The following is a 22,360-nucleotide window of genomic DNA, read 5'->3' as shown; positions in this document are numbered from 1 at the left end:
CCGCTACGACAAGCGGGCCTACGTCTTCCACGGCACCGTCACCGCCGCAGCGATCCGACTCTGGCTCCGCCAGTGATCCGCCGGACAGGACCTAGTGGCCGCTTGGAGCAGGGCGGGGGCAGAGCGGAAGCAGGGCGGGGGCAGCTCAGAGACCGCTCGGGGGCCGCTCGGGGGCACTTGAGTGGCGGCTTGGGGGCGCTCGGGGGCGGCCGAGCGGCGGCCTGGGGGCCTCGCGGGGACCTGACTGGCGGCTCGGGGGCCACTCAGGGGCAGCCGAGTGGCCGCTCGGGAACCTCGGGGTACCTGAACGGCGGCTCGGGAGGCGCTCGGGGGGGGAGCCGAGTGGGCGCTCGGGAGCCTCCGGGAGTACCTGAACGGCAGCTCGGGGGGAGCCGAGTGGCGGCTCGGGGACCTCAGGGGCACCTGAGCGGCGGCTCGGGGCCGCTCAGGGCCTGCCGGGGCGCTCCTGACCTGCGGCCCGAGCCGGAAGGTCGGCGGGTGGGACCGGAATCCGCCCGGCTACTCTCGACGACATCGATCCACCCCGCCCATGACCGAAAGAGCACCACCGTGACGCACCCCTTCCTCGACCTCGCCCCGCTGAGCGCCGAGCGTTTCGCCGCCATCGAGGACCGGGTGGCCCGGCTGCTCGACACCCGCCAGGACGTGGTGATCACGCAGGGCGAGGCGCTGCTGCCGCTGGAAGGCGCGATCCGCGCCACGGCGACGCCGGAAACGATCGCGCTGAACGTGATCACCGGGCCGTACGGCCAGACCTTCGGCAACTGGCTGCGTGACTGCGGCGCGACCGTGCACGACCTGGCGGTCCCCTTCCACACGGCGGTCACCGCCGACCAGATCCGCGAGGCCCTGAACGAACACCCGGAGATCGATTTCGTCTCCCTCGTCCACGCCGAGGCGGCGACGGGCAACACGAACCCGGTGGCCGAGATCGGGGAGGTCGTACGGGCCCATGGCGCCCTCTTCTACCTCGACGCCGTGGCCTCGGTGGGCGCCGAACCCGTGTTGCCGGACGCGTGGGGCGTCGACCTGTGCGTGATCGGCGCGCAGAAGGCGATGGGCGGTCCCGCCGGCGTGTCGGCCGTGTCGGTGAGCGAACGAGCATGGACGCGCATGACCAACAATCCGCACGCCCCGCGCCGCTCCTACCTCTCCCTCCTGGACTGGAAGGAGCGCTGGATCGACACCGGCCGCAAGGCCCTGCTCCACGCCCCCGCCCAGTTGGAGATGCTCGGCCTGGAGGCTTGCGTGGCGCGTATCGAGGCGGAGGGCCTGGACACGCTCATGTCCCGCCACCGCGCGGCAGCCGCGAGCACCCGCGCGGGTGCCCTCGCGCTCGGCGGCGGCCTGGAACCGTACGTCCACGATCCGCGGGAGGCCGCCCCGGTCGCCACGACCCTCCGCACCCCGGCGGGCGTGAACGCCTCCGACCTGGTCGCCCGCGTCCTGGCCGCGGACCCGGCCCTGCCCCTCGCCGCGGGCGGCGGCCCCCTGGCCAAGGAGATGATCCGCGTCAACCACTACGGCACGGATGCGACACCGGGCACCGTACGGGCCTGCCTCACCGGCCTGGGCACGGCCATGGCGGAACAGGGGCTGGCTGTTGATGTGGTCGGGGCGCTGGGGACGGCGGAGAGGGCCTAGGGAGCTGTTTCGTGGACGGAGGGGGCTTCGGGCACCGCGGCTGATCGTTTGATCACCAAACGATCGCCCATTTCCTTCTCGCGGAGAAAGCCGATCAGGTGTCGCGCGCGAGGGTCTCGCAACCGGCCGGGCACCGCTGGGCCATGGGCCTCCGGCCGCACCGGCCGACAGTCCGGGATTCCATCGAGATCTCATCGACCACTATTCACGCGGCCGACTCCCTGAGAATCCGACTGGAATTCTGAGAATCAAATGAGGGCAGCTGCCCGTTTTCTTCTGCCCGCGATCTCCGTCCCTAAACGCTAAGATTTCGCGAACATCGGGCAGGTAATCCGGACCCACTCAACGAGGGTTACCTGATTGTGACGCGTTCCACAGGTCACCCCTTTTGCCATGATTTATCACGGGCAAATATGGACAACTCGCAACTCTCTCGCCCACGCCTGCACGCCCGCGTGATAACACAAGCACCGCGTCGACCCAACCCTCTCCGCCCATGAAATTTCAAATTTACCTCGCTAAATTCAATTCGCATGACTGCCGCACAAGCAGACCTACAGATCGGCCGTCCGTCGGTGGCGGACGGGGCCGCTCTATGGCGACTCGCCAAGGAATCCGGAAATCTCGACCTGAACTCGTCGTACGCCTATCTCCTGTGGTGCCGTGACTTCGCCGGCACGTCCGCGGTGGCCCGCGCGCAGGACGGGACGCCCGTCGGGTTCGTGACCGGATATCTGCGGCCGGACCGGCCGGGCACGCTGCTGGTGTGGCAGGTGGCGGTGCATACCGCACACCGGGGGCGCGGGCTGGCCGCCCGACTGCTGGACGCGCTGACCGCGCGGATCGCCTCTGAGCACCCGATCACGACCGTCGAGACCACCATCACGCCGGGCAACACCGCCTCCGAGCAACTGTTCGCCTCCTACGCCGACCGGCACGACGCCCCCGTGGAGCGCGAGGTGCTGTTCGGAGCGGGGCTGTTCCCGGACGGCCCGCACGATCCCGAGGTCCTGTACCGCATCGGCCCGCTGACCATCCGGCCGCCGCACGGCACCTCTCAAGCCCCTTCGCACTGAGGAGCGATTCACCGTGACCATCACCCAGCCCGACCTGAGCATCTTCGAGACCCTGGAGTCCGAGGTGCGCAGCTACTGCCGCGGGTGGCCCACCGTGTTCGACCGTGCCCAGGGCAGCCTGATGTACGACGAGGACGGCCACCGGTACCTGGATTTCTTCGCCGGTGCGGGATCACTCAACTACGGACACAACAACCCGGTGATCAAACGCGCACTGATCGACTATCTGATGCGCGACGGCGTGACCCACGGCCTCGACATGTCGACCACCGCGAAACGTTCGTTCCTGCGCGCCTTCCAGGATCTGGTGCTGCGGCCCCGCGATCTGCCGTACAAGGTGATGTTCCCCGGGCCCACCGGCACCAACGCCGTGGAGTCCGCGCTGAAGCTGGCGCGGAAGGTGAAGGGGCGCGAATCGATCGTGTCGTTCACGAACGCTTTCCACGGGATGTCGCTCGGGTCGCTCGCCGTGACCGGCAACGCGTTCAAGCGGGCCGGGGCCGGTATCCCGCTGGTGCACGGCACGCCCATGCCGTTCGATCACTATCTCGACGGCCGGGTGCCGGACTTCCTGTGGTTCGAGCGGCTGCTGGAGGACCAGGGCTCCGGGCTCAACCAGCCGGCCGCCGTGATCGTCGAGACCGTGCAGGGTGAGGGCGGCATCAATGTGGCCCGGCCCGAGTGGCTGCGCGCCCTCGCCGAACTGTGCGAACGGCGCGACATGCTGCTGATCGTCGACGACATCCAGATGGGCTGCGGCCGTACCGGCGCGTTCTTCTCGTTCGAGGAGGCCGGGATCACGCCCGACATCGTCACCGTGTCCAAGTCGATCAGCGGCTACGGGCTGCCCATGTCGCTGTGCCTGTTCAGGCCCGAGCTGGACATCTGGGAGCCGGGCGAGCACAACGGCACCTTCCGCGGCAACAACCCCGCGTTCGTCACCGCCACGGCGGCGCTGGAGACGTACTGGGCGGACGGCTCCATCATGGAGAAGCAGACCCGTGAGCGCGGCGAACAGATCGAACGTGAGCTGATCTCCATCACCGAGGAGAACCTCGCCGACATCAAGGAGTATCGCGGGCGCGGGCTGGTGTGGGGCATCGAGTTCCGTGACAAGGAGCGCGCCGGGAAGATCGCCCAGCGAGCGTTCGAACTCGGGCTGCTGATCGAGACGTCCGGCCCCGAGGGCGAGGTCGTCAAACTGCTGCCCGCGCTCACCATCGCCCCCGACGAACTGGACGAGGGCCTGAAAACGCTCGCCCGCGCGGTGCGCGAGACCCGCTGACTCTCCACGCCGCCCACGCCCCTCCTTCCCCCTCCCACACACCCACCCCCTGCACAAGGAGGCATCGTTCCGCCGTGATCGTTCGATCGTTCAAGGAGATCGAAGGCACCGACCGGCATGTGAAGGCCGCGTCCGGCACCTGGGAGAGCAAACGCATCGTGCTCGCCAAGGAGCGCGTCGGCTTCTCGCTGCATGAAACGGTCCTCTACGCCGGCACCGAGACGTCGATGTGGTACGCGAACCACATCGAGGCCGTCGTCTGCGTCGAGGGCGAGGCCGAACTGACCGACCACGAGTCCGGGCTGACCCACTCGATCACGCCCGGGACCATGTACCTCCTGAACGGCCACGAGCGGCACACGCTCAAGGTCGAGGAGGACTTCCGCTGCATCTGTGTGTTCAACCCGCCGGTCACCGGCCGGGAGGACCACGACGAGAACGGCGTCTATCCGCTGCTCACCGAACCCGAGCCCGAACCCGGCTCCGACTCCCGCTCCGAGGAGGTGTGACCGCCATGACCACGATCACCGACCTGTATCCCAGCCGCGGCACCACCGAGGTGACCGTCCCCCGTCAGGATCCGGTCGTCTGGGGCTCGCCCGGCACCCCGGGCCCGATCCCGGCAAACGATCTGCGCGGGTACGAACAGAACGGTTTCCTCGCGATCGATCAGCTGATCACCGACGACGAGGTGGCCGTCTACCGGCGGGAGATGGACCGGCTGATCGCCGATCCGGCGATCCGTGCCGATGAGCGTTCGATCATCGAGCGGAGATCGCAGGAGATCCGCTCGGTCTTCGAGGTGCACCGGATCAGCGAGGTGTTCGCCCGGCTGGTCCGCGACGAACGGGTCGTCGGGCGGGCCCGGCAGATCCTCGGCTCGGACGTGTACGTCCACCAGTCCCGGATCAACGTGAAGCCCGGCTTCGGCGCCGGCGGCTTCTACTGGCACTCCGACTTCGAGACGTGGCACGCCGAGGACGGCCTGGCGAACATGCGGGCCGTGTCCGTATCGATCGCGCTGACCGAGAATCACGACACCAACGGCGGCCTCATGATCATGCCGGGCTCGCACCGCACGTTCCTCGGCTGCGCGGGCGCCACGCCCGAGGACAACTACAAGAAGTCGCTCCAGATGCAGGACGCCGGCACGCCCTCCGACGAGGCGCTGACCAAGATGGCCTCCGAGTACGGCATCAAGCTCTTCACGGGCAGGTCCGGCTCGGCGACCTGGTTCGACTGCAACTGCATGCACGGCTCCGGCGACAACATCACGCCGTTCCCGCGCAGCAATGTGTTCATCGTGTTCAACAGCGTGGAGAACGCGGCCATGGAGCCGTTCGCCGCGCCGGTACGCCGACCGGAGTTCATCGCGGCCCGGGACTTCACCCCGGTGCGCTGAACCCGGTGCGCGCCGCGGGCGCCCGCTTTCATCGCGTACGGCGTCGACGTCCCCCGGGGGCGCCGTCGGCCCCTTGGTGCGTTTCCGGTGCCCGCGCGCGGGCGTCAGGTGGACAGGGTGGACAGCAGTCGGTCGACGTCGGCGGGGGTGTTGTAGAGGTGGAAGGCGGCGCGCAGGTTGCCCGCGCGGTCGGAGACCTCGATGCCGGCGGCGCTGAGCCGGGGCTGGTGGCCGCCGAGGCCGGGGACGGAGACGATCGCCGAGCCGGGCGCCGCGAGGGGGGTGTGGCCGAGCGCGTGCAGGCCGGTGCGGAAGCGGTCGGCGAGGGCGACGTCGTGGGCGTGCACGGCGGCGACGCCGAGTTCCTCGATCAGGTCGAGGGAGGCGCGCAGGCCGGCGTGGGTGAACAGGGCGGGGCTGATGTCGAAGCGGCGCGCGGAGTGGGCGAGTTCCTCGACGGGGCCGTAGCAGCTGTCCCAGGGGGCCTCTCCGGCGACCCAGCCCGCGAGGAGCGGGGTCAGGGCGCCGAGGTCCTCGGGGACCACGAAGAAGGCGGCCCCGTGCGGGCCGAGCAGCCATTTGAAGCCGACCGCGGCGAGGAAGTCGTAGGAATCGGGATCGATCGGCAGCCAGCCGATCGACTGGGAGGCGTCGACGTAGACACGCGCTCCCCGCGCGCGTGCGGCCTCGCGCACGGCGGTCAGGTCGGCGAGCCTGCCGTCGGCGGACTGCACGACACTGACCGCGACCAGCTCGGTCTCCGCGCGGACGGATTCGGCGAGCCGCTCCAGCGGTACGGCCCGCACCTTGAGATCGCCGCGCATGTGGAAGGGGTTCACCAGGGAGGCGAAGTCGGCCTCCGCGGTGAGCACCTCGGCCCCGGCGGGCAGCGCCGCGGCGATCAGCGCGCCGAACTCGGCGACCGAGGTCCCGGCGGCGACCTGTCGGACGGGCACTCCGGCCAGCCGGGCGACGCTCGCGCGCACGGCCTCCACCTCGTCGTACAGCGGGACCAGCGAGATGCCCTCGGCCCGCATCCGCACCGCCCGGTCGAGGGCAGCGGTGGTACGGGCCGGGAGCAGACCATTGCTGGCGGTGTTGAGAAAGGTGTTCTTCGGGGTGAACTCGGCGCGGACGAGGCTCTCGAAGGTGTCCATGGCTCCACTGTGCGGCCGGTGGATGTGGACGTCCATTGCGTAATTCTGCGCGGTACGTCCAAGGAGCGCTTATGGATGGCGCCCGGCCTGGCGCTTTGTGTCCCAGGTCAGGGCTGGGGCACCGGGCAGCCGTCCGGGCCGCAGACGTCCCCGCCGTCGTCGATCAGCCGCAGCGGCGAGCGCTCGCCCCACGCCTGGGTCAGGGCCTGGCCGAACACTTCGGCGGGCTGGGCGCCCGACACGCCGTACTTGCGGTCGAGGACGAAGAACGGCACGCCGTTCGCGCCGAGCTGCGCGGCCTCGCGCTCGTCGGCCCGCACCTCGTCGGCATAGGCGGTGGGGTCGGCGAGCACCGTGCGCACCTCGGCGGCGTCGAGTCCGGCGCCCGTGGCGATCTCGACCAGTCGCTCGGTGTCCTCGAAGAGGGACCGCTCGTCGGCGAAGTTGGCCTCGTACAGCAGCTGGATCAGCTCGCCCTGGCGGCCGTGGTCCTTCGCGAGGTGGAGCAGACGGTGCATGTCGAAGGTGCTGCCGTGGTCGCGGCCCCGGGTGCGGTAGGCGAGACCCTCGGCGGCGGCCTGGGCGCCGAGGTTGTCCTCACCGGCCTGCGCCTGTGCCTCGCTCATGCCGTACTTCTTGGTGAGCATGGTGATCACGGGCTGGATGTCGTCCTTGGCCCGGCCGGGGTCCAGCTCGAACGATCGATGCACCACTTCCACCTGATCGCGGTGCGGGAAGGCCGCGAGCGCCTTCTCGAAGCGGGCCTTGCCCACGTAGCACCAGGGGCAGGCGATGTCGCTCCAGATCTCGACGCGCATGTTGTCTCGGTTCTCCAGGTCGGACGGCTGGGGGCGGAGACGCTCTCCGCCGCGATACATGAACGTTCAAACGAACGGTCTTATTCCGATCGATCGCTCACGATCCGGCCGACTGCCCCGGGCGTTTCGATCAGCTCCCGTCACGCAGATCGCTCGGCCAGCTGGGACGGAACTCCAGGTGGTCGTAGGTCACGACACACCCCTCCCCCAGCGGCGACTGGGTCATGAAGCCGACCAGCGCGGCCCCGGTCTGCTCGGTGTCACCCAGCGTGAACAGCCGGACGAATGTCCAGCGCTCACCGTCGCGGGAGGCGTGGAACGCGAACGAACGGCCGGTCCGGCTCACTCTGAGCCAGACGGAGCTGCCCTCCACGGTGAAGGAGTTCGCGTCGTCGGAGTGACCGCGCGTGACGACCGTGCAGACGGTGGGCACGTCCGGGGAGTACTCCAGGCACAGCTTCGCCCAGGATCGTTCACCGACGTGCACATAGAGCACGCCGGCGTCGAAGGTGGCGGCGAAACCGACCGTGATCCGAGCGATCAGCTGAAAGTCGCCGGTCGGCGCGCCGAGCAGCCGTGGTGCGTCGGTGGCCGGGTCCAGGGACTCACCGGTCGGCGGCACGAACCGGTCCTGCCGGGCTCCCGCCCATCCGGTGAGGATCCCGTCCTCGTACGACCAGTTGCCGTCGGGGCCGTAGTTGCGCAGGGCGAAGGGCAGCTCGGGGAGTTCCAGTTCCATGGCGGGATTGTTCCAGGCGGGTCCGGGCCGGACCGTTCCGCCTCCGCTCGCCGTCCCCTCGCCGCCCGCCCGTCTTCTTCCTGCCGTCGGCCGGCCGGGGCTCAGCGTTCCAGCACGCCGTTGAACCGCCTCGGCAGGCCCAGCGGATTGTCGTCCCGCAGCTCGGCCGGGAGCAGCGCCTCGGGCGCGTTCTGGTAGGTGACCGGCCGCAGCCACCGTTCGATCGCGGTGCCGCCGACGGACGTCGACGTGGAGGTGGCCGCCGGGTACGGCCCTCCGTGGTGCTGCGCGGGTGCCACCGCGACCCCCGTCGGCCAGCCGTTCACGAGCACCCGGCCCGCGAGCGGGGTCAGCTCGGCGAGGATCGACGCGCCGATCCCCTCCCCGGCGGCCTCCCGCTCGGAGAGCTGCACGGTCGCGCTCAGATTTCCCGGCAGCCGCGACAGCACGGCCCGCACCTCGGCGTCGTCCGTGTAGCGCGCCACGACGGTGACCGGTCCGAAGCACTCCTCCAGGAGGAGATCGTGCTCCCCGTCCACGGCCAGCCGGGCCGCCGGGACCGTGAGGAATCCCGCCCCGACGGTGTGCTCGCCGCCCGCGCCCGGGGTCACCGGCGACTCGACATCGGGCAGCTGAGCCCGCACGGCGACCCCGGTGACGAAGTTGTCGCGCATGCGGTGGTCCAGGAGCACCCCGGCCTCCACGTTGCTCACCGCGTCCGTGAGCGACTTGATCAAACGATCACCGGCCGCGCCCTCGGGTGCGAGCACCAGCCCCGGTTTCACACAGAACTGCCCGACGCCCAGCGTCATCGACCCGGCGAGCCCGGCCCCGATCTCCTCGGCCCGTTCGGCCGCGGCGGCCTCGGTGATCACGACCGGGTTGAGCGATCCCAGCTCCCCGTGGAACGGGATCGGCACCGGACGCGCGGCAGCGGCGTCGAAAAGGGCACGCCCGCCCCGTACGGAACCGGTGAAACCGGCCGCGGCGATCAGCGGATGCCTGATCAGTTCGACACCGGCGGCGAATCCGTGCACGAGACCGATCACGCCCTGGTCGATGCCGTGCTCGGCGGCGGCCGTGCGCAGCACCTTGGCGATCAGTTCGGACAGGGCCGGATGATCGGGGTGGGCCTTGACGACGACCGGGCAGCCGGCCGCGAGGGCACTCGCGGTGTCGCCTCCGGGGACGGAGAAGGCGAAGGGGAAGTTGGAGGCGGAGTACACGGCGACCACGCCGAGGGGGACCTTGTGGCGGCGCAGATCGGGGATCGGCGGGGCGGCGGTGGCGTCGGGGTGATTGATCACGACGTCCAGGAAGGCGCCCTCGTCGACGATGCCTGCGAAGGCGCGCAACTGGTAGCAGGTACGGGCGAGTTCACCGGTCAGCCGGACCGGGCCGAGCGCGGTCTCGGCGTCGGCTGCCTCGACCAGCGCCTCCCGGGCGGCCTCCAGGCGGTCGGCGGCGGTGCGCAGGAAGGCGGCGCGGACACTCCGGTCGGCGAGCGCGCCCCGTGCCCCGTGCGCGGCCCGGACGGCGGCGTCCACCTCCGTCGCCGTCGCCTCGACAGCGACCTGTTCCCGGCGCTTCCCGGTACGGGGGTCGACACTCCAGACTGGTGCTGCTGCCACCGCGGGTTCCTCCAGATGTGTTGCCGCATTGCAAAAATGCCGCACTAGGTACGGCATCTCTCTGAGGTCGTTCGATATACTGAACGCTGTCTCTGGTGATGAACTTCCCGTTCGGAGACTATTTCCCGTCGAACGAAGGGGTCAAGAGCGATGTCGGCAGGCGATACGGGCGGCGGGGCACAGGTCAAGTCCGCGGTGCGGACGGTGGAACTGCTGGAGTACTTCGCCGGACGCCCCGGCATGCACTCCCTCGCGGCGGTCCAGGAGGCCGTCGGCTACCCCAAGTCCAGCCTGTACATGCTGCTGCGCACGCTCGTGGAGCTGGGCTGGGTGGAGACGGACGCCACCGGCACGCGGTACGGCATCGGGGTGCGCGCGCTGCTGGTGGGCACGTCGTACATCGACGGCGACGAGGTGGTCGCGGTCGCCCGCCCGACGCTCGACCGGCTCTCCGACGACACGACCGAGACCATTCACCTGGCCCGCCTGGACGGCACGAACGTGGTCTATCTGGCCACCCGCCAGTCGCAGCACTATCTGCGCCCCTTCACCCGGGTCGGCCGCCGGCTGCCCGCGCACTCCACGTCGCTGGGCAAGGCCCTGCTGAGCACCTGCACGGATGAACAGGTGCGCAAGATGCTGCCCGACACGCTGCCCGCGCTGACCGAGCACACGATCACGGACCGCGAGAAGCTCATCGAGGAACTGCACCAGGTGCGCGAGCAGGGCTATGCGGTCGACCGCGAGGAGAACACGCTGGGGCTGCGCTGTTTCGGCGTGGCGATCCCGTACCGCACGCCCGCGCGGGACGCGATCAGCTGCTCCATCCCGGTGGCCCGGCTCACGCCTGCCCATGAGCAGATGGTCAAGGACGCGCTGTTCGACGCGCGCGACCGGCTCACCCTCGCGACCCGGAGGCTCTGACCGATGGACCGGATGGACCGGATGGACCGGGCAGACGGGACGGACCGGCTGCGCCCGGCGCCCACGGCGGACGTGGCACTGCGTCCCGTGCACGACAGCGATCTGCCGGTGTTCTTCCGGCAGATGAACGATCCCGAGTCGCTGCGCATGGCCGCCTTCACGCCGAAGGACCCGACCGACCGGGACGCCTTCGACGCCCACTGGCGGCGGATCCGCGCGGCGGACGGCGTGCTGACCCGCGCGGTCCTGGCGGACGGTGACGTGGTGGGCAGCGCCGCGGTGTACGGGGATCCGGGCGGGCACGAGGTGACGTACTGGATCGATCGCGCGTACTGGGGCAACGGCATCGCGACGGCCGCGCTGCGGCTGCTGCTGGCCGAGGTGCCCGAGCGCCCGCTGCACGCCCGTGCAGCGGCGGACAACGCGGGATCGCTGCGCGTGCTGCGGAAGTGCGGTTTCCGGGTCACCGGGCAGGGGCGCGGGTTCGCGCAGGCACGGGACGAGGAGATCGACGAGGTCGTGCTGACACTGGACGCGGTCTGAGCCGGTTCCTTCGCCCGGACCTGCCGGACCTGCCGGACCGACCAGATCGCCCGGACCGACCACATCGGCCAGATCGACCAGATCGACCAGACCGACCAGACCGGTCATGAGCGTTCCATGAGAATGACGGACGTCGGGGAACGTTCCGATCCGATCTGTTCGTCTTCTTGAGCGGGATGAACAAAACGATCAGGCGAGCCTCCGTGTTCTCGCTGCTGCTCGTGCTCGCCCTGCTGGTCAGGGCGACATGGGTGCAGTTCTACGACGGACAGGCCCTCGCGGACGACAAGGACAACCGGCGGAACGCGATCGAGCTGTACAGCGCGCCGCTCGGCAACATCATCGTGGCCGGGGAGGCGGTCACCGGCTCCGCCCCGACGACCGGCGGCGACCTCGCGTACAAGCGGACGTACGAGGACGGCGCGCTGTATGCCGCGGTCACCGGTTACAGCTCACAGGTCTACGGCGCCACCCAGCTGGAGGGCATCTACCAGGACGTCCTGGACGGCACCGACACGCGCCTGAAGACCATGATGGACACGGTCACGAACAAACGCGCCGACCCCGGTGACGTGGTCACGACCATCGACCCGGAGGTGCAGAAGGCCGCCTACGACGCGCTCGGCGACAAGAAGGGCGCCGCCGTCGCGATCGACCCGGTCAGCGGCAAGATCCTCGCGGTGGTCTCCACCCCGTCCTACGACCCCGATCAGATCACCACCGACAACCCCGACGTCTGGCAGCAGCTCACCCAGGCCGAGGACAAGCCGATGACCAACCGCGCGCTGCGCCAGCCGCTGCCGCCCGGTTCGACTTTCAAACTGGTCGTCGCGGCGGCGGCGCTGGAGGACGGGCTGTACTCGTCGGTCGATGAGCGCACCGACAGCCCCGACCCGTACGACCTGCCGCTCTCCACTGATCAGCTCACCAATGAGAACCCGTCGGCGCCCTGCGAGGACGCCTCGATCCGGGTGGCGCTCCAGTACTCCTGCAACAACGTCTTCGGCAAGATGGCCGTCGACCTGGGCCAGGACAAGGTGCGGGAGACAGCGGAGAAGTTCGGCTTCAACGACGCGGAGCAGGACGTGCCGGTGCGGGCGTACGAGAGCGTGTACCCGCAGGACATGGACGAGCCGCAGACCGCGCTGAGCGGGATCGGTCAGTTCGATGTGACCGCCACGCCGCTCCAGATGGCCATGGTGTCTGCTGCCATAGCCAACGGCGGTGAGATGGTCTCGCCGCACATGGTGTCCCGGATCACCGACAGCAACGGCGACACGCTGGAGAACTACGACGACAGCACCACCACGGAGCGGATCGTCAGTTCCTCCACGGCCGAGCAGCTGGAGTCGGCCATGCAGACGGTGGTCGAGGACGGTACGGGCACGAACGCGCAGATCGACGGGGCGACGGTCGGCGGCAAGACCGGTACGGCGCAGCACGGTGAGAACAACAGCCAGACGCCGTACGCCTGGTTCACGTCGTACGCCAAGTCGGACACCAACGGCAAGGAAGTGGCCGTGGCCGTCGTGGTCGAGCAGTCGGACGCGGCACGCTCCGAGGTGAGCGGCAACGGGCTGGCCGCGCCGGTCGCCAAGGCGACGATGGAAGCGGCGTTGCGGGACTGAGGGTCGCCGCGCGACCGCGTCCCGGGATGATCCGTGACCGGTCGCGCAGCCCCCTGATGTCCCTTTCGGGAGCGCTACGGCGTCCCTGCCCTGGTTCGGGCGCGCAGATGATCAGCGACCAGGTGATCATTCGGTGCGACCAGGGCGCAGATGAGCAGTCCTTCGAGGACGATCAGGCCCATGGCGTCGTCCCAGCTCATCAGCGGGGCGATCTGGAAGGCGACGACCGCGTTGAGGCCGAGTTCGGCGGCGAGGTCGAGCGGCAGATTGCCGCCGACGCCCATGGCGATCGTCATGACGGCGGCGACCAGTGCGGTGGCGGTGGTGAGCTGCACGGGGTCGAGCCGGTCGCCGTACGCGTCCTCGGCGCTGCCCAGGATGATCGGGTTCAGCACCAGGATGTAGGCCATGGTGAAGAACGTGGCGAAGCCGCCGCGTATCTCCCGCCCGAAGGTGGATCCCCGCGCGGATATCAGGAAGAACCGGTCGACGCCGTTCACGGGCGGGGGACGGGGCGTGGCGGGTCGGCCACCTTCTGGGAACCGGACATGGCGCGAACTCCTCGTTGCCTGCGGATCGGTGCGCGGATGCTCGCTGGATTGTTCCTTTGATGTGCCCAGTTCAGGTTTTCCCTGTGTTACGGAATCGCCCTCATCCGCCGGCACCGTTCCGCGGGGTCGCACGCCCGCCCGGTTCCCTCGCCGCTCGTCACGGCCTCCGGTCCGCCCGCTACGGCTTCCAGTGCGGGTCGCGTCCGCTCAGGCCCACCGCACGGTCGAGGAGCGGGGCGTCCTCGGGCACCGGCACGACCGGGCCGAAGAGGCCGTTGTCACGCTCGGGCTCGTCGGCGGCGGCGAGCAGGAAGGTGTACGCCGCCTGGAGCGCGGCCGGGTCGGGCTCATAGGGCTGGCCGGTGGCGCGGGCCAGGTCCCAGGCGTGGATCACGAGTTCGTCGGCCGCGACGGCTCCGGCGATCTCGCCCGGCAGGTCGACGCCGCCCGCGCGGGTCATGCCGGTCCAGGCGCCGGGGGCGAGCCAGGCGTCGGCGAGTCCGCCGAGGGCCGTGGGCAGTTCCTCGCGCCAGCCGGGGCCGATGTCGGGCACGCTGTCGCCGGGGTTGGTGTCGGTGGTGGCGCCGAAGCGCTTGTGCCCGGCGTCCCGGAAGGCGACGGACAGCCCGGTGAGATGCCCGAGCAGATGGCGTACGGCGAGGCCGGGGCAGGGTGTGACGTCGGCGAGCTGTTCGTCGCGCACACCCGCCGCCAGCCGCGCCACGATCCTGGTCTGCGGGCCGAAGTCGAAAGTGGTCTCGGGCATGGTGTGCCTCCTGGGGCTGACGGCTCTTGCGCTGGTCCTGGGCGAGGCGCAAGAGGAGCTTCGAACCTCGCTCACGGTATGGACCGCGCCGGATGGCGAAACTCATCGGCCGCCGCCCGCTCAAGGCGTCTGCCCGATCCCGCCGCCCCCGCCTTGGCACCACGATGACCAGGCATGACGACGACATGGACGGGTGCGCGCGTGCTGAAGGACCGCAACGCGCGCTGGTATCTCGGCGCGGTGCTGGTGAACGGTTTCGGCACCAATGCGCTGTGGCTGGCGGCCGGGGTGTGGGTGAAGGAGCTGACCGGTTCGGACGGTCTGGCGGCGCTGTGTCTGCTGGCGATGTGGGCGCCGACGGTCGCCGGTCCGCTGCTGGGCACCCTCACCGACCGGATGCGCCGCGGGCCCCTGCCGGTGGGGCTGAATCTGGCCATGGCGGTACTGCTGCCGGTCCTGGTCGTGGTGCCGGTCCTGGTCGTGGTCGACTCCGCGGCGCAGGTGTGGCTGGTGCTCGCGGTCCTGCTCGCGTACGGCACCACGGCCGTCCTGAGCGACGCGGCTGAGGCGGCGCTGATGCCCTCTGTGGTTCCCCGGGAGTTGCTCGGCGACTTCGACGGGCTGCGGATGACCGCCACCGAGGGCGTGAAGCCGACGGCGCCGCTCGCGGGCGCGGGTCTGTACGCGGCGCACGGCGGCGCGAGCGTGGCCGTGCTGGACGCGGTGACCTGCGTCCTCTCGGCGGCCCTGATCGCCGGTGTACGGGTGTGTGAGCGGGCCCCTGAGCGGCCCTCGGCGCGCTGGTGGGAGCAGGCCGAGGCGGGCGCGCGGCAATTGTGGGGGCATCCGGCGCTGCGCCCGCTGGTGTCGGCCGGGGGCGCGGCCATGCTGGGCGCGGGGCTGAACGGCGCCCTGGTGTACGCCGTCGTCGAGGGGCTGGGCCGCTCCCCCGCCCACGCGGGAGTGCTGGCGGTCGTGCAGGGCGTCGGGTCGGTGGTGGGGGGGTGGCCGCGGGGCCGGCGCTGCGGCGGCTGGGCGAGCGGCGGTTCGCGGTGGCGGGCATCGCGCTGACCGGGGCGGCGGCGACGCTGCGGGCGGTGCCGTACGACGTGGTGGCGCGGGTGTCGGGCCTGGCGATCGGGGCGGGGCTGCCCTGTGTGCTGATCGCCGCGCCGACGGCCGTGCAGCGCGGGGTGCCGGACGCGGTGCCGGGCCGTACGGCCGCCGCGGCGAGCACCGTGATGTTCACGCCGAACATGATCGGTCTGGGCGTCGGGGCCGCGCTCGCCGACTCGATGCCGTACGCGCCGCTGCTGCTGCTCATCGGTCCGGGCCTGCCGCTGACGGCGGTTCAGCTGGAGCGGAGCGCTTCGCGCACGACCGCCGGATCGCCGTCCGACGCCAACCCGGCGTGACAGAGCCGCAGTTCCGTCGCGTTCAGCGCCCGCGCGCGTGCGGCGTTTGTGGCGAGGGTGCCGGGGCTACCGCCCATGCCGTTGACAACGGTGAGGTTGGCGGCGGGCGCCTCGCCCCCGCCCCGGCTCCACCGGGTACTTGACGAGCACCGACAAGCCTCCCTAGCGTGTCCATGGATGTGAATTCTGTCTACGCATGCGGCTCGCTTGGCGGTGAGCCGCCGTCGGCCACCCGAGGAGACCGAGGATGCCCACCCCCCGCACCGTTCTGCTCACCGGCGCAGCCGGCGGCCTCGGCACGCTCATGCGGGACCTGCTGCCCGCGTACGGCTACGCCCTGCGCCTGTTCGACGCGCGGCCGGTCGAGGGCGCGCCGGACGCGATCACCGCGGATCTGACCGATACGGCGGCCCTGCGGGAGGCCGTGGACGGAGTCGACGCCGTCCTCCATCTCGCGGGGATCTCCCTGGAGGCATCGTTCGCGAAGATCCTCAAGTCGAACATCGCGGGCACGTACGACCTCTACGCGGCGGCCCATGAGGCGGGCGTCGGGCGGATCGTGTTCGCCTCGTCCAACCACGCGGTGGGCTACACCCCGCGCCCGGTCGGCGACGCCCCGCCGATCCCGGTCGACACGCCGCGCCGCCCGGACACCCTCTACGGCCTGTCCAAGGCGTTCGGCGAGGATCTCGCGCAGTTCTACTGGGACAAGCACGGCGTGGAGACGGTCTCGGTGCGGATCGGTTCCTGTTTCGCCGAGCCGGCCACCGTGCGGGGCCTCTCGGTGTGGCTGAGCCCGGCCGACGGAGCCCGGCTCTTCCACGCGGCCCTGACCGCGGAGAACGTCGGCCACACGGTCGTCTACGGTTCCTCCGCGAACACCCGGCTGTGGTGGGACCTCACCTCCGCGCGGGCGCTCGGCTACGAGCCCCAGGACGACTCCGAACCGTTCGCCGAGAAACTGATCGCCGAACAGGGCGAACTCGACCCGGCCGACGAGGCCCACGCGTACCTGGGCGGCCACTTCGTGACGAACCCGCCGATCTGGCCGCACTGAGCACGGCAGGAGGACGGCAGAGGCCCGACAGACGTCCGGCACAGACCTGACCCAGGTCCGCCGCCGCTGAAAAGCCGCTGAAAAGCCGCCGGAAAGCCCCCGGAGAGCGGCCGGAGAGCGGCCTGAGAGCGCGGCCGGGCGGCCACCAACGGACCGCCGGAAACCCCCAGCAAAGCGCCCCCGGACCACCGCACCGCCACCCCCGCGCCCCGCCCCCGGCCAAAAGCGGCACCGCGCGGGCAGTGAACGGGCCCGCGCGGCGGCCTATTCGGGCACACACCCCGCCCGATCTCACACGCCGGAGGGCAACCGCGCAGGTCCGTGACGGGCACGTGCGGTCGCGATCGGGCGGATGCGGTCAACATCGGGCCCGCAACAGGCCTGGTGGGTGCCGGACGGCCGCTGTAGAACATCCCCCAAGGGTTCCAACGGGCCCGAACGGGCAGAGCGTTCGATCAGACGGTTCGATCAGAGGCAGGTGTCGGCCATGACGGCGAAGACCGCGGAGGAGCGACAGCGCGAGATCGTCCTGGCGGCCCGGCGCGCGGGCTCGGTCGACGTCAACGCGCTGGCCGAGGAACTGGGCGTGGCGAAGGAGACCGTACGACGGGATCTGCGCGCCCTGGAGGACCACGGCCTGGTCCGCCGCACCCATGGCGGCGCCTACCCCGTGGAGAGCGCCGGCTTCGAGACCACCCTCGCTTTCCGGGCCACCAGCCATGTGCCCGAGAAGCGCCGGATCGCCGCCGCCGCGGCCGAACTGCTCGGGGACGCCGAGACCGTCTTCGTCGACGAGGGCTTCACTCCCCAGCTCATCGCGGAGGCGCTGCCCCGGGACCGGCCGCTGACCGTGGTCACCGCCTCGCTGCCGGTCGCGGGCGCGCTCGCCGAGGCCGAGGGCTTCTCCGTGCTGCTGCTCGGCGGCCGGGTGCGCTCCGGCACGCTGGCGACGGTCGATCACTGGACGACGAAGATGCTGGCCGGTTTCGTCATCGACCTCGCCTTCATCGGCGCCAACGGCATCTCCCGCGAGCACGGTCTGACCACCCCCGACCCGGCCGTCAGCGAGGTCAAGGCGCAGGCGGTACGGGCCGCGCGGCGCACGGTCTTCGCGGGCGTGCACACGAAATTCGGCGCGGTCAGCTTCTGCCGGTTCACGGAGATAGGCGCGCTGGAGGCGATCGTGACCAGCACCCTGCTGCCGACGACGGAGGCCCACCGCTACTCGCTGCTCGGCCCACAGGTCATCCGGGTCTGAGCCATGGAACGGCCCGCACGCGCGGGGCCGGCACGACGACCACCGCCACCGCCCACAAAACAAGTACAACGCGCACAAACAAACACACGCACATCCAACATCCCAACTCACCTCCCCGAGGGTCGCCCCCATCCCCCGCAGCGCCCCTTATATCCCCATATCTTCAGGAGCGAACCATGCGAACCCAGAGCCGACGGAGGCCGCGAGTCACGCTCGCCACGGTCGCCGCAGGGACGCTGCTCGCCCCGCTGCTCTCCGGCTGCTGGGTCGGGGCAGGCGGGTCCGGATCCGGCGGAGACGCCATCAATGTGCTGATGGTCAACAACCCGCAGATGATGGAGTTGCAGAAGCTCACGGCCGAGCACTTCACCGAGGAGACCGGCATCCAGGTGAACTTCACCGTGCTGCCGGAGAACGACGTCCGCGACAAGATCAGCCAGGACTTCGCCAACCAGGCGGGCCAGTACGACGTGGCCACGCTGTCCAACTACGAGATACCGATCTACGCCCGCAACGGCTGGCTCCAGGAGATGGACTCCTATGTCGCCGACGACCCGGCCTACGACGAGCAGGACGTCCTCGTCCCCATGCGCCAGTCGCTGACCGGCGACGACGGCAAGCTCTACGGCCAGCCCTTCTACGGCGAGTCGTCCTTCCTGATGTACCGCAAGGACGTGTTCGCGCAGGAGGGCCTGACCATGCCCGCGAACCCCACGTGGACGCAGATCGCCGACCTCGCCGCGCGGCTCGACGGCGCCGAGGAGGGCATGAAGGGCATCTGTCTGCGCGGACTCCCGGGCTGGGGCGAGGTGATGGCCCCGCTCACCACGGTCGTGAACACTTTCGGCGGCACCTGGTTCGACGAGAACTGGAACGCGCGGCTGGACTCCCCGGAGTGGGAGCGGGCGACGAAGTTCTATGTCGACCTGGTGCGCGAACACGGCCAGTCCGGCGCCGCCCAGTCCGGCTTCGCCGAGTGCCTGAACAACATGACCCAGGGCAAGGTCGCCATGTGGTACGACGCCACCTCCGCGGCCGGTTCCCTGGAGTCCGCGGACTCCCCGGTCAAGGGCGACGTGGGCTACGCCCCCGCGCCGGTCGAGGAGACCGAGTCCTCCGGCTGGCTCTACACCTGGGCCTGGGGCATCCAGAACACCTCCCGCAACCCCGACAAGGCATGGCAGTTCGTGTCCTGGGCGTCCAGCAAGGAATACGAACAGCTCGTCGGTGATCAGGTCGGCTGGTCGAACGTACCCGCCGGCAAGCGCGCGTCGACGTACGAGAACCCCGACTACCGCGCGGAGGCCGCCGCCTTCCAGGAGATGACCAGGGAAGCGATCGAAGGAGCGCGACCGGACGATCCCGGGGTGCAGCCGCGCCCGGCGCCCGGCATCCAGTTCGTCGGCATCCCCGAGTTCACCGATCTCGGCACCAAGGTCTCCCAGGAGATCAGCGCGGCCATCGCCGGACGCCAGTCCGTCGAGGACGCCCTCGACCGGTCCCAGCAGCTCGCCGAAGAGATCGCAGAGGAGTACGAGGGACGATGAGCGCCACCACCACGGCCCCCGTGGCCACTCGATCTGTTCGTACGAACAATCCGCAGCCGTCGGCCCGTCTGAAGGCATGGGCGACCCGCGCCCCGCTGATGCCGGCCCTGGTCTTCATGATCGTGGTCACCCAGCTGCCGTTCGTGGCCACGTTGGTGATCTCCTTCTTCGACTGGAACGCGCTCTATCCGGACGCGCGCAGTTTCACCGGGTTCGCCAACTACTCCGAGGTGCTCTCCGACGCGGATCTGCGCGGCTCGGTGTGGACGACGATCCTGCTGACCGTCTCGGTGGTGCTGGCCAGCCTGGTCCTCGGGCTGCTCCTGGCCCTGCTGCTGGACCGCAAGTTCAAGGGCCGGGGCGTGGTCCGCACCCTGCTGATCGCCCCGTTCCTGGTGGTGCCGGTGGCGGCGGCGCTGCTGTGGAAGCACGTCCTGTACAACCCCGAGTACGGCCTGCTCAACGGTCTGCTCAGCTATGTCGGCGGGCCGCAGCCGGACTGGATCTCCAACACCCCGCTGCTGGCGGTGGAGGCGGCGCTGGTGTGGCAGTGGACGCCGTTCATGATGCTGATCCTGCTGGCCGGTCTCCAGAGCCGCGATCAGCAGCAGCTGGAGGCCGCGCGGGTGGACGGCGCCAGCGACTGGCAGATCTTCCGCTATCTGACGCTTCCGCATCTGCGCCGCTACCTCGAACTGGGCGCGCTGCTCGGATCGATCTACATCGTGCAGAACTTCGACGCGGTGTTCACCATCACCTCGGGCGGCCTCGGCACGGCGAACCTGCCGTACACCGTCTACCAGAGCTTCTACCAGGCCCATGAGAACGGGCTCGCCTCGGCCGCCGGTGTTCTGGTGGTCATCGGTTCGATCATCATCGCGACCTTCGCCCTGCGCGTGGTGTCGTCCCTGTTCCGCGAGGAGGTGGGCCGTTCATGAGCACCGTCGCCGTACGTGCCCGTAAGCGCAAGGGTGCCGGCCTGGGTCTGGTGGCCTGGCTGGCCGGGATCGTCTTCTTCCTGCCGATCGCCTGGATGGCGCTGACGTCGTTCCACTCCGAGCAGGACGCGGCGACCAATCCGCCGTCCTTCCTGGCGGCTCTCACCCTGGACGGCTACCGGGAGTTCTTCGGCGCGGGCGGCGGGGCGAGCCCCTGGCCGTCGCTGATCAACTCGACCGTGGCCTCGGTGGTGTCGACGCTGCTCGTGCTGCTGCTGGCCCTGCCGGCGGCGTACGCGCTGTCGATCCGGCCGGTGCGGAAGTGGACGGACGTCCTGTTCTTCTTCCTGTCGACGAAGATGCTGCCGGTGGTGGCGGGCCTGCTGCCGATCTATCTGTTCGCCAAGAATCTGAGCCTGCTCGACAACATCTGGCTGCTGGTCATCCTCTACACCTCGATGAATCTGCCGATCGCGGTATGGATGATGCAGTCCTTCCTGTCCGAGGTCCCGGTCGCGATCATCGAGGCCGCGCGGGTGGACGGAGCGAGACTGCCGACCATCCTCGCGCGCGTGGTCGCCCCGATCGCGCTGCCCGGGATCGCCGCGACGGCCCTGATCTGTTTCATCTTCAGCTGGAACGAGCTGCTGTTCGCGCGGGTGCTCACCGGTGTGGTCGCCGAGACCGCGCCCGTGTTCCTGACCAGTTTCATCACCAGCCAGGGCCTGTTCCTGGCCAAGGTGTGCGCCGCGTCGCTCGTGATCTCCCTGCCGGTGCTCGCCGCGGGGTTCGCCGCCCAGGACAAACTCGTCCAGGGCCTGTCGTTGGGAGCCGTGAAATGAAGGCCGCCGTCATCGAGTCCGTGGGCCGGGCCATCGTCGCCGAGGTCCCCGACCCGACGCCGGGACCGCGCGACGTCGTCGTGGAGGTCGCCGCGTGCGGCCTGTGCGGCACGGACCTGCACATCCTCCAGGGCGAGTTCGCGCCGAAGCTGCCGATCGTGCCGGGGCACGAGTTCGCGGGCGAGGTGGTGGCCGTCGGCACGCAGGTCACCGAGGTCGCGCCGGGCGATCAGGTCGCGGTTGATCCATCCCTGTACTGTCACGAGTGCCGCTTCTGCCGTGACGGCCACAACAACCTGTGCGAACGCTGGGCGGCGATCGGCGTGACGACGGCAGGCGGCGCCGCCCAGTACGCGCTCGCCCCGGTGGCGAACTGCGTGAAGCTGCCCGAGCACATCGCCACCGCCGACGCCGCGCTCGTGGAGCCGCTGTCCTGCGCGGTCCGTGGTTACGACGTCCTGCGGTCCCGCCTCGGCGCCCATGTGCTGATCTACGGCTCGGGAACGATGGGCCTGATGATGCTGGAGCTGGCCAAACGAACAGGCGCGGCGAGCGTGGACGTCGTGGACCTCAACCCCGCGCGGCTGGAGACGGCCCGGCGGCTCGGCGTGTCGAAGTCGGCGGCGAGCGCGGACGAGCTGGACCGGCCGCAGGGCTGGGACGTCGTGGTGGACGCCACCGGCAACGCGGCGGCCATCCAGGACGGCCTTGAGCGGGTCGCCAAGGCCGGTACGTTCCTCCAGTTCGGCGTCGCCGACTACGCGACCCGGGTGACCATCGACCCGTACCGGATCTACAACCAGGAGATCACCATCACCGGCTCGATGGCCGTGCTGCACAGTTTCGAGCGCGCGGCGGAGCTGTTCGCGAACGGTGTCCTGGACCCGGCGGTGTTCATCAGCGACCGGCTGCCGCTGGAGCGGTATCCCCAGGCACTGGAGCAGTTCGCGTCGGGGATCGGCCGGAAGATCGTGGTGGTGCCGTAGGCGGTGCCGGTGCCGTGAGGCGCCGACGGTGGCGTAGGCCGCCGTCCCCCCGACCTGGTCGTCCTCCCCTGAACCGGGCCGCCGTCCCCCAGACTGGGCCGCCGGGGGGGCGGGGGCCCCCCCGCCCCCCGC

19 protein-coding genes and 3 pseudogenes are annotated in these 22,360 nt (G+C 70.2%); 15 read left to right on the top strand and 7 right to left on the bottom strand.

Translation table 11 applies throughout. The features are described from left to right. The first annotated feature begins 570 nt into the window (after positions 1–570). The 5 genes from ACFXAZ_RS31025 to thpD all read left to right on the top strand — a co-directional run bounded on the left by ACFXAZ_RS31025 (position 571) and on the right by thpD (position 5,428). Complete coding sequence (locus tag ACFXAZ_RS31025) at positions 571–1,665, top strand: pyridoxal-phosphate-dependent aminotransferase family protein (protein ID WP_384597920.1); 1,095 nt, start codon at positions 571–573, stop codon at positions 1,663–1,665. A 533-nt stretch (positions 1,666–2,198) separates the two neighbouring features. After that, a complete protein-coding gene (gene ectA / locus ACFXAZ_RS31020) occupies positions 2,199–2,741 on the top strand; it encodes a diaminobutyrate acetyltransferase (protein WP_384597918.1) in 543 nt (180 codons plus the stop codon). Between the two features lie 13 nt (positions 2,742–2,754). Further along, a complete protein-coding gene (gene ectB / locus ACFXAZ_RS31015; RefSeq protein ID WP_384597916.1) occupies positions 2,755–4,026 on the top strand; it encodes a diaminobutyrate--2-oxoglutarate transaminase in 1,272 nt (423 codons plus the stop codon). A 74-nt stretch (positions 4,027–4,100) separates the two neighbouring features. Then, the gene (locus tag ACFXAZ_RS31010; RefSeq protein WP_384597914.1) at positions 4,101–4,535 is read left to right on the top strand and encodes an ectoine synthase; all 435 of its coding nucleotides are present in this window, start codon (positions 4,101–4,103) and stop codon (positions 4,533–4,535) included. Between the two features lie 5 nt (positions 4,536–4,540). Continuing rightward, a complete protein-coding gene (gene thpD / locus ACFXAZ_RS31005) occupies positions 4,541–5,428 on the top strand; it encodes an ectoine hydroxylase (RefSeq protein ID WP_384597912.1) in 888 nt (295 codons plus the stop codon). A gap of 104 nt (positions 5,429–5,532) precedes the next feature. On the opposite strand, the gene ACFXAZ_RS31000 is transcribed toward thpD, so the two are convergent. The 4 genes from ACFXAZ_RS31000 to ACFXAZ_RS30985 all read right to left on the bottom strand — a co-directional run bounded on the left by ACFXAZ_RS31000 (position 5,533) and on the right by ACFXAZ_RS30985 (position 9,773). After that, a complete protein-coding gene (locus ACFXAZ_RS31000) occupies positions 5,533–6,585 on the bottom strand; it encodes an aminotransferase class V-fold PLP-dependent enzyme (RefSeq protein ID WP_384597928.1) in 1,053 nt (350 codons plus the stop codon). A gap of 107 nt (positions 6,586–6,692) precedes the next feature. Further along, positions 6,693–7,403, bottom strand: coding sequence for a DsbA family oxidoreductase (locus ACFXAZ_RS30995; protein WP_384597910.1), 711 nt, complete (start codon positions 7,401–7,403; stop codon positions 6,693–6,695). Between the two features lie 130 nt (positions 7,404–7,533). Beyond that, on the bottom strand, positions 7,534–8,142 hold the full coding sequence (locus ACFXAZ_RS30990) for a DUF1349 domain-containing protein (RefSeq protein ID WP_384597908.1): 609 nt from the start codon (positions 8,140–8,142) through the stop codon (positions 7,534–7,536). A 101-nt stretch (positions 8,143–8,243) separates the two neighbouring features. After that, on the bottom strand, positions 8,244–9,773 hold the full coding sequence (locus ACFXAZ_RS30985) for an aldehyde dehydrogenase (NADP(+)) (RefSeq protein ID WP_384597906.1): 1,530 nt from the start codon (positions 9,771–9,773) through the stop codon (positions 8,244–8,246). A 150-nt stretch (positions 9,774–9,923) separates the two neighbouring features. Here ACFXAZ_RS30985 and ACFXAZ_RS30980 point away from each other — a divergent pair, with 150 nt between their 5' ends. From ACFXAZ_RS30980 to ACFXAZ_RS30970, 3 genes are all read left to right on the top strand, one after another. Further along, positions 9,924–10,697, top strand: coding sequence for an IclR family transcriptional regulator (locus ACFXAZ_RS30980; RefSeq protein WP_384597904.1), 774 nt, complete (start codon positions 9,924–9,926; stop codon positions 10,695–10,697). 12 nt (positions 10,698–10,709) lie between these two features. After that, complete coding sequence (locus ACFXAZ_RS30975; protein ID WP_384597926.1) at positions 10,710–11,240, top strand: GNAT family N-acetyltransferase; 531 nt, start codon at positions 10,710–10,712, stop codon at positions 11,238–11,240. A 176-nt stretch (positions 11,241–11,416) separates the two neighbouring features. Beyond that, positions 11,417–12,868 carry a penicillin-binding transpeptidase domain-containing protein gene (locus ACFXAZ_RS30970; protein ID WP_384597902.1) on the top strand — a complete coding sequence of 484 codons (1,452 nt, stop codon included), beginning with the start codon at positions 11,417–11,419 and terminating at the stop codon, positions 12,866–12,868. Positions 12,869–13,005: 137 nt separating this feature from the next. Here the strand turns inward: ACFXAZ_RS30970 and ACFXAZ_RS30965 are convergent. After that, positions 13,006–13,418, bottom strand: a pseudogene (locus ACFXAZ_RS30965) (NCS2 family permease); the annotation flags it as partial. A 179-nt stretch (positions 13,419–13,597) separates the two neighbouring features. Then, positions 13,598–14,185: a TIGR03086 family metal-binding protein gene (locus ACFXAZ_RS30960; protein ID WP_384597900.1), complete on the bottom strand. Its 588-nt coding sequence runs from the start codon at positions 14,183–14,185 to the stop codon at positions 13,598–13,600. Positions 14,186–14,359: 174 nt separating this feature from the next. Between ACFXAZ_RS30960 and ACFXAZ_RS30955 the strand changes: the two are divergent. Further along, positions 14,360–15,600 (top strand): annotated as a pseudogene (locus ACFXAZ_RS30955) (MFS transporter). Here the strand turns inward: ACFXAZ_RS30955 and ACFXAZ_RS30950 are convergent. After that, positions 15,537–15,716, bottom strand: a pseudogene (locus ACFXAZ_RS30950) (hypothetical protein); the annotation flags it as partial. The pseudogenes ACFXAZ_RS30955 and ACFXAZ_RS30950 overlap by 64 nt on opposite strands. A gap of 131 nt (positions 15,717–15,847) precedes the next feature. Here ACFXAZ_RS30950 and ACFXAZ_RS30945 point away from each other — a divergent pair. The 6 genes from ACFXAZ_RS30945 to ACFXAZ_RS30920 all read left to right on the top strand — a co-directional run bounded on the left by ACFXAZ_RS30945 (position 15,848) and on the right by ACFXAZ_RS30920 (position 22,228). After that, complete coding sequence (locus ACFXAZ_RS30945) at positions 15,848–16,657, top strand: NAD-dependent epimerase/dehydratase family protein (protein WP_384597898.1); 810 nt, start codon at positions 15,848–15,850, stop codon at positions 16,655–16,657. Positions 16,658–17,144: 487 nt separating this feature from the next. Next, positions 17,145–17,915 (top strand): DeoR/GlpR family DNA-binding transcription regulator, encoded by a 771-nt coding sequence (locus ACFXAZ_RS30940; RefSeq protein WP_384597896.1) that lies wholly within the window; start codon positions 17,145–17,147, stop codon positions 17,913–17,915. Positions 17,916–18,091: 176 nt separating this feature from the next. Further along, positions 18,092–19,462: an ABC transporter substrate-binding protein gene (locus ACFXAZ_RS30935; RefSeq protein WP_384597894.1), complete on the top strand. Its 1,371-nt coding sequence runs from the start codon at positions 18,092–18,094 to the stop codon at positions 19,460–19,462. After that, complete coding sequence (locus ACFXAZ_RS30930) at positions 19,459–20,400, top strand: carbohydrate ABC transporter permease (protein ID WP_384597892.1); 942 nt, start codon at positions 19,459–19,461, stop codon at positions 20,398–20,400. Before ACFXAZ_RS30935 ends, ACFXAZ_RS30930 begins: the two co-directional genes overlap by 4 nt. Continuing rightward, a complete protein-coding gene (locus tag ACFXAZ_RS30925; protein WP_384597890.1) occupies positions 20,397–21,242 on the top strand; it encodes a carbohydrate ABC transporter permease in 846 nt (281 codons plus the stop codon). Before ACFXAZ_RS30930 ends, ACFXAZ_RS30925 begins: the two co-directional genes overlap by 4 nt. Further along, positions 21,239–22,228, top strand: a complete 990-nt coding sequence (locus ACFXAZ_RS30920) for a zinc-dependent alcohol dehydrogenase family protein (RefSeq protein WP_384597888.1) — start codon at positions 21,239–21,241, stop codon at positions 22,226–22,228. The genes ACFXAZ_RS30925 and ACFXAZ_RS30920 overlap by 4 nt, the downstream gene beginning before the upstream one ends. Positions 22,229–22,360: the final 132 nt, after the last annotated feature.

The organism is Streptomyces sp. NPDC059477 (genome assembly GCF_042749375.1).
In the GTDB taxonomy this organism is placed as follows: Bacteria; Actinomycetota; Actinomycetes; order Streptomycetales; family Streptomycetaceae; genus Streptomyces.
The sequence above is the reverse complement of the archived record's forward strand: the minus strand, read 5'-3'. Positions and strand labels throughout refer to the sequence as shown.

Bases quoted from the DNA above. Each gene is read 5' to 3' on its own strand.
- ectA (WP_384597918.1), top strand. From the start codon at position 2,199: ATGACTGCCGCACAAGCAGACCTACAGATCGGCCGTCCGTCGGTGGCG.
- thpD (WP_384597912.1), top strand. From the start codon at position 4,541: ATGACCACGATCACCGACCTGTATCCCAGCCGCGGCACCACCGAGGTG.
- ACFXAZ_RS31000 (WP_384597928.1), bottom strand. From the start codon at position 6,585: ATGGACACCTTCGAGAGCCTCGTCCGCGCCGAGTTCACCCCGAAGAAC.
- ACFXAZ_RS30995 (WP_384597910.1), bottom strand. From the start codon at position 7,403: ATGCGCGTCGAGATCTGGAGCGACATCGCCTGCCCCTGGTGCTACGTG.
- ACFXAZ_RS30990 (WP_384597908.1), bottom strand. From the start codon at position 8,142: ATGGAACTGGAACTCCCCGAGCTGCCCTTCGCCCTGCGCAACTACGGC.
- ACFXAZ_RS30980 (WP_384597904.1), top strand. From the start codon at position 9,924: ATGTCGGCAGGCGATACGGGCGGCGGGGCACAGGTCAAGTCCGCGGTG.
- ACFXAZ_RS30975 (WP_384597926.1), top strand. From the start codon at position 10,710: ATGGACCGGATGGACCGGGCAGACGGGACGGACCGGCTGCGCCCGGCG.
- ACFXAZ_RS30970 (WP_384597902.1), top strand. From the start codon at position 11,417: ATGAACAAAACGATCAGGCGAGCCTCCGTGTTCTCGCTGCTGCTCGTG.
- ACFXAZ_RS30960 (WP_384597900.1), bottom strand. From the start codon at position 14,185: ATGCCCGAGACCACTTTCGACTTCGGCCCGCAGACCAGGATCGTGGCG.
- ACFXAZ_RS30945 (WP_384597898.1), top strand. From the start codon at position 15,848: ATGCCCACCCCCCGCACCGTTCTGCTCACCGGCGCAGCCGGCGGCCTC.
- ACFXAZ_RS30940 (WP_384597896.1), top strand. From the start codon at position 17,145: ATGACGGCGAAGACCGCGGAGGAGCGACAGCGCGAGATCGTCCTGGCG.
- ACFXAZ_RS30935 (WP_384597894.1), top strand. From the start codon at position 18,092: ATGCGAACCCAGAGCCGACGGAGGCCGCGAGTCACGCTCGCCACGGTC.
- ACFXAZ_RS30930 (WP_384597892.1), top strand. From the start codon at position 19,459: ATGAGCGCCACCACCACGGCCCCCGTGGCCACTCGATCTGTTCGTACG.
- ACFXAZ_RS30925 (WP_384597890.1), top strand. From the start codon at position 20,397: ATGAGCACCGTCGCCGTACGTGCCCGTAAGCGCAAGGGTGCCGGCCTG.
- ACFXAZ_RS30920 (WP_384597888.1), top strand. From the start codon at position 21,239: ATGAAGGCCGCCGTCATCGAGTCCGTGGGCCGGGCCATCGTCGCCGAG.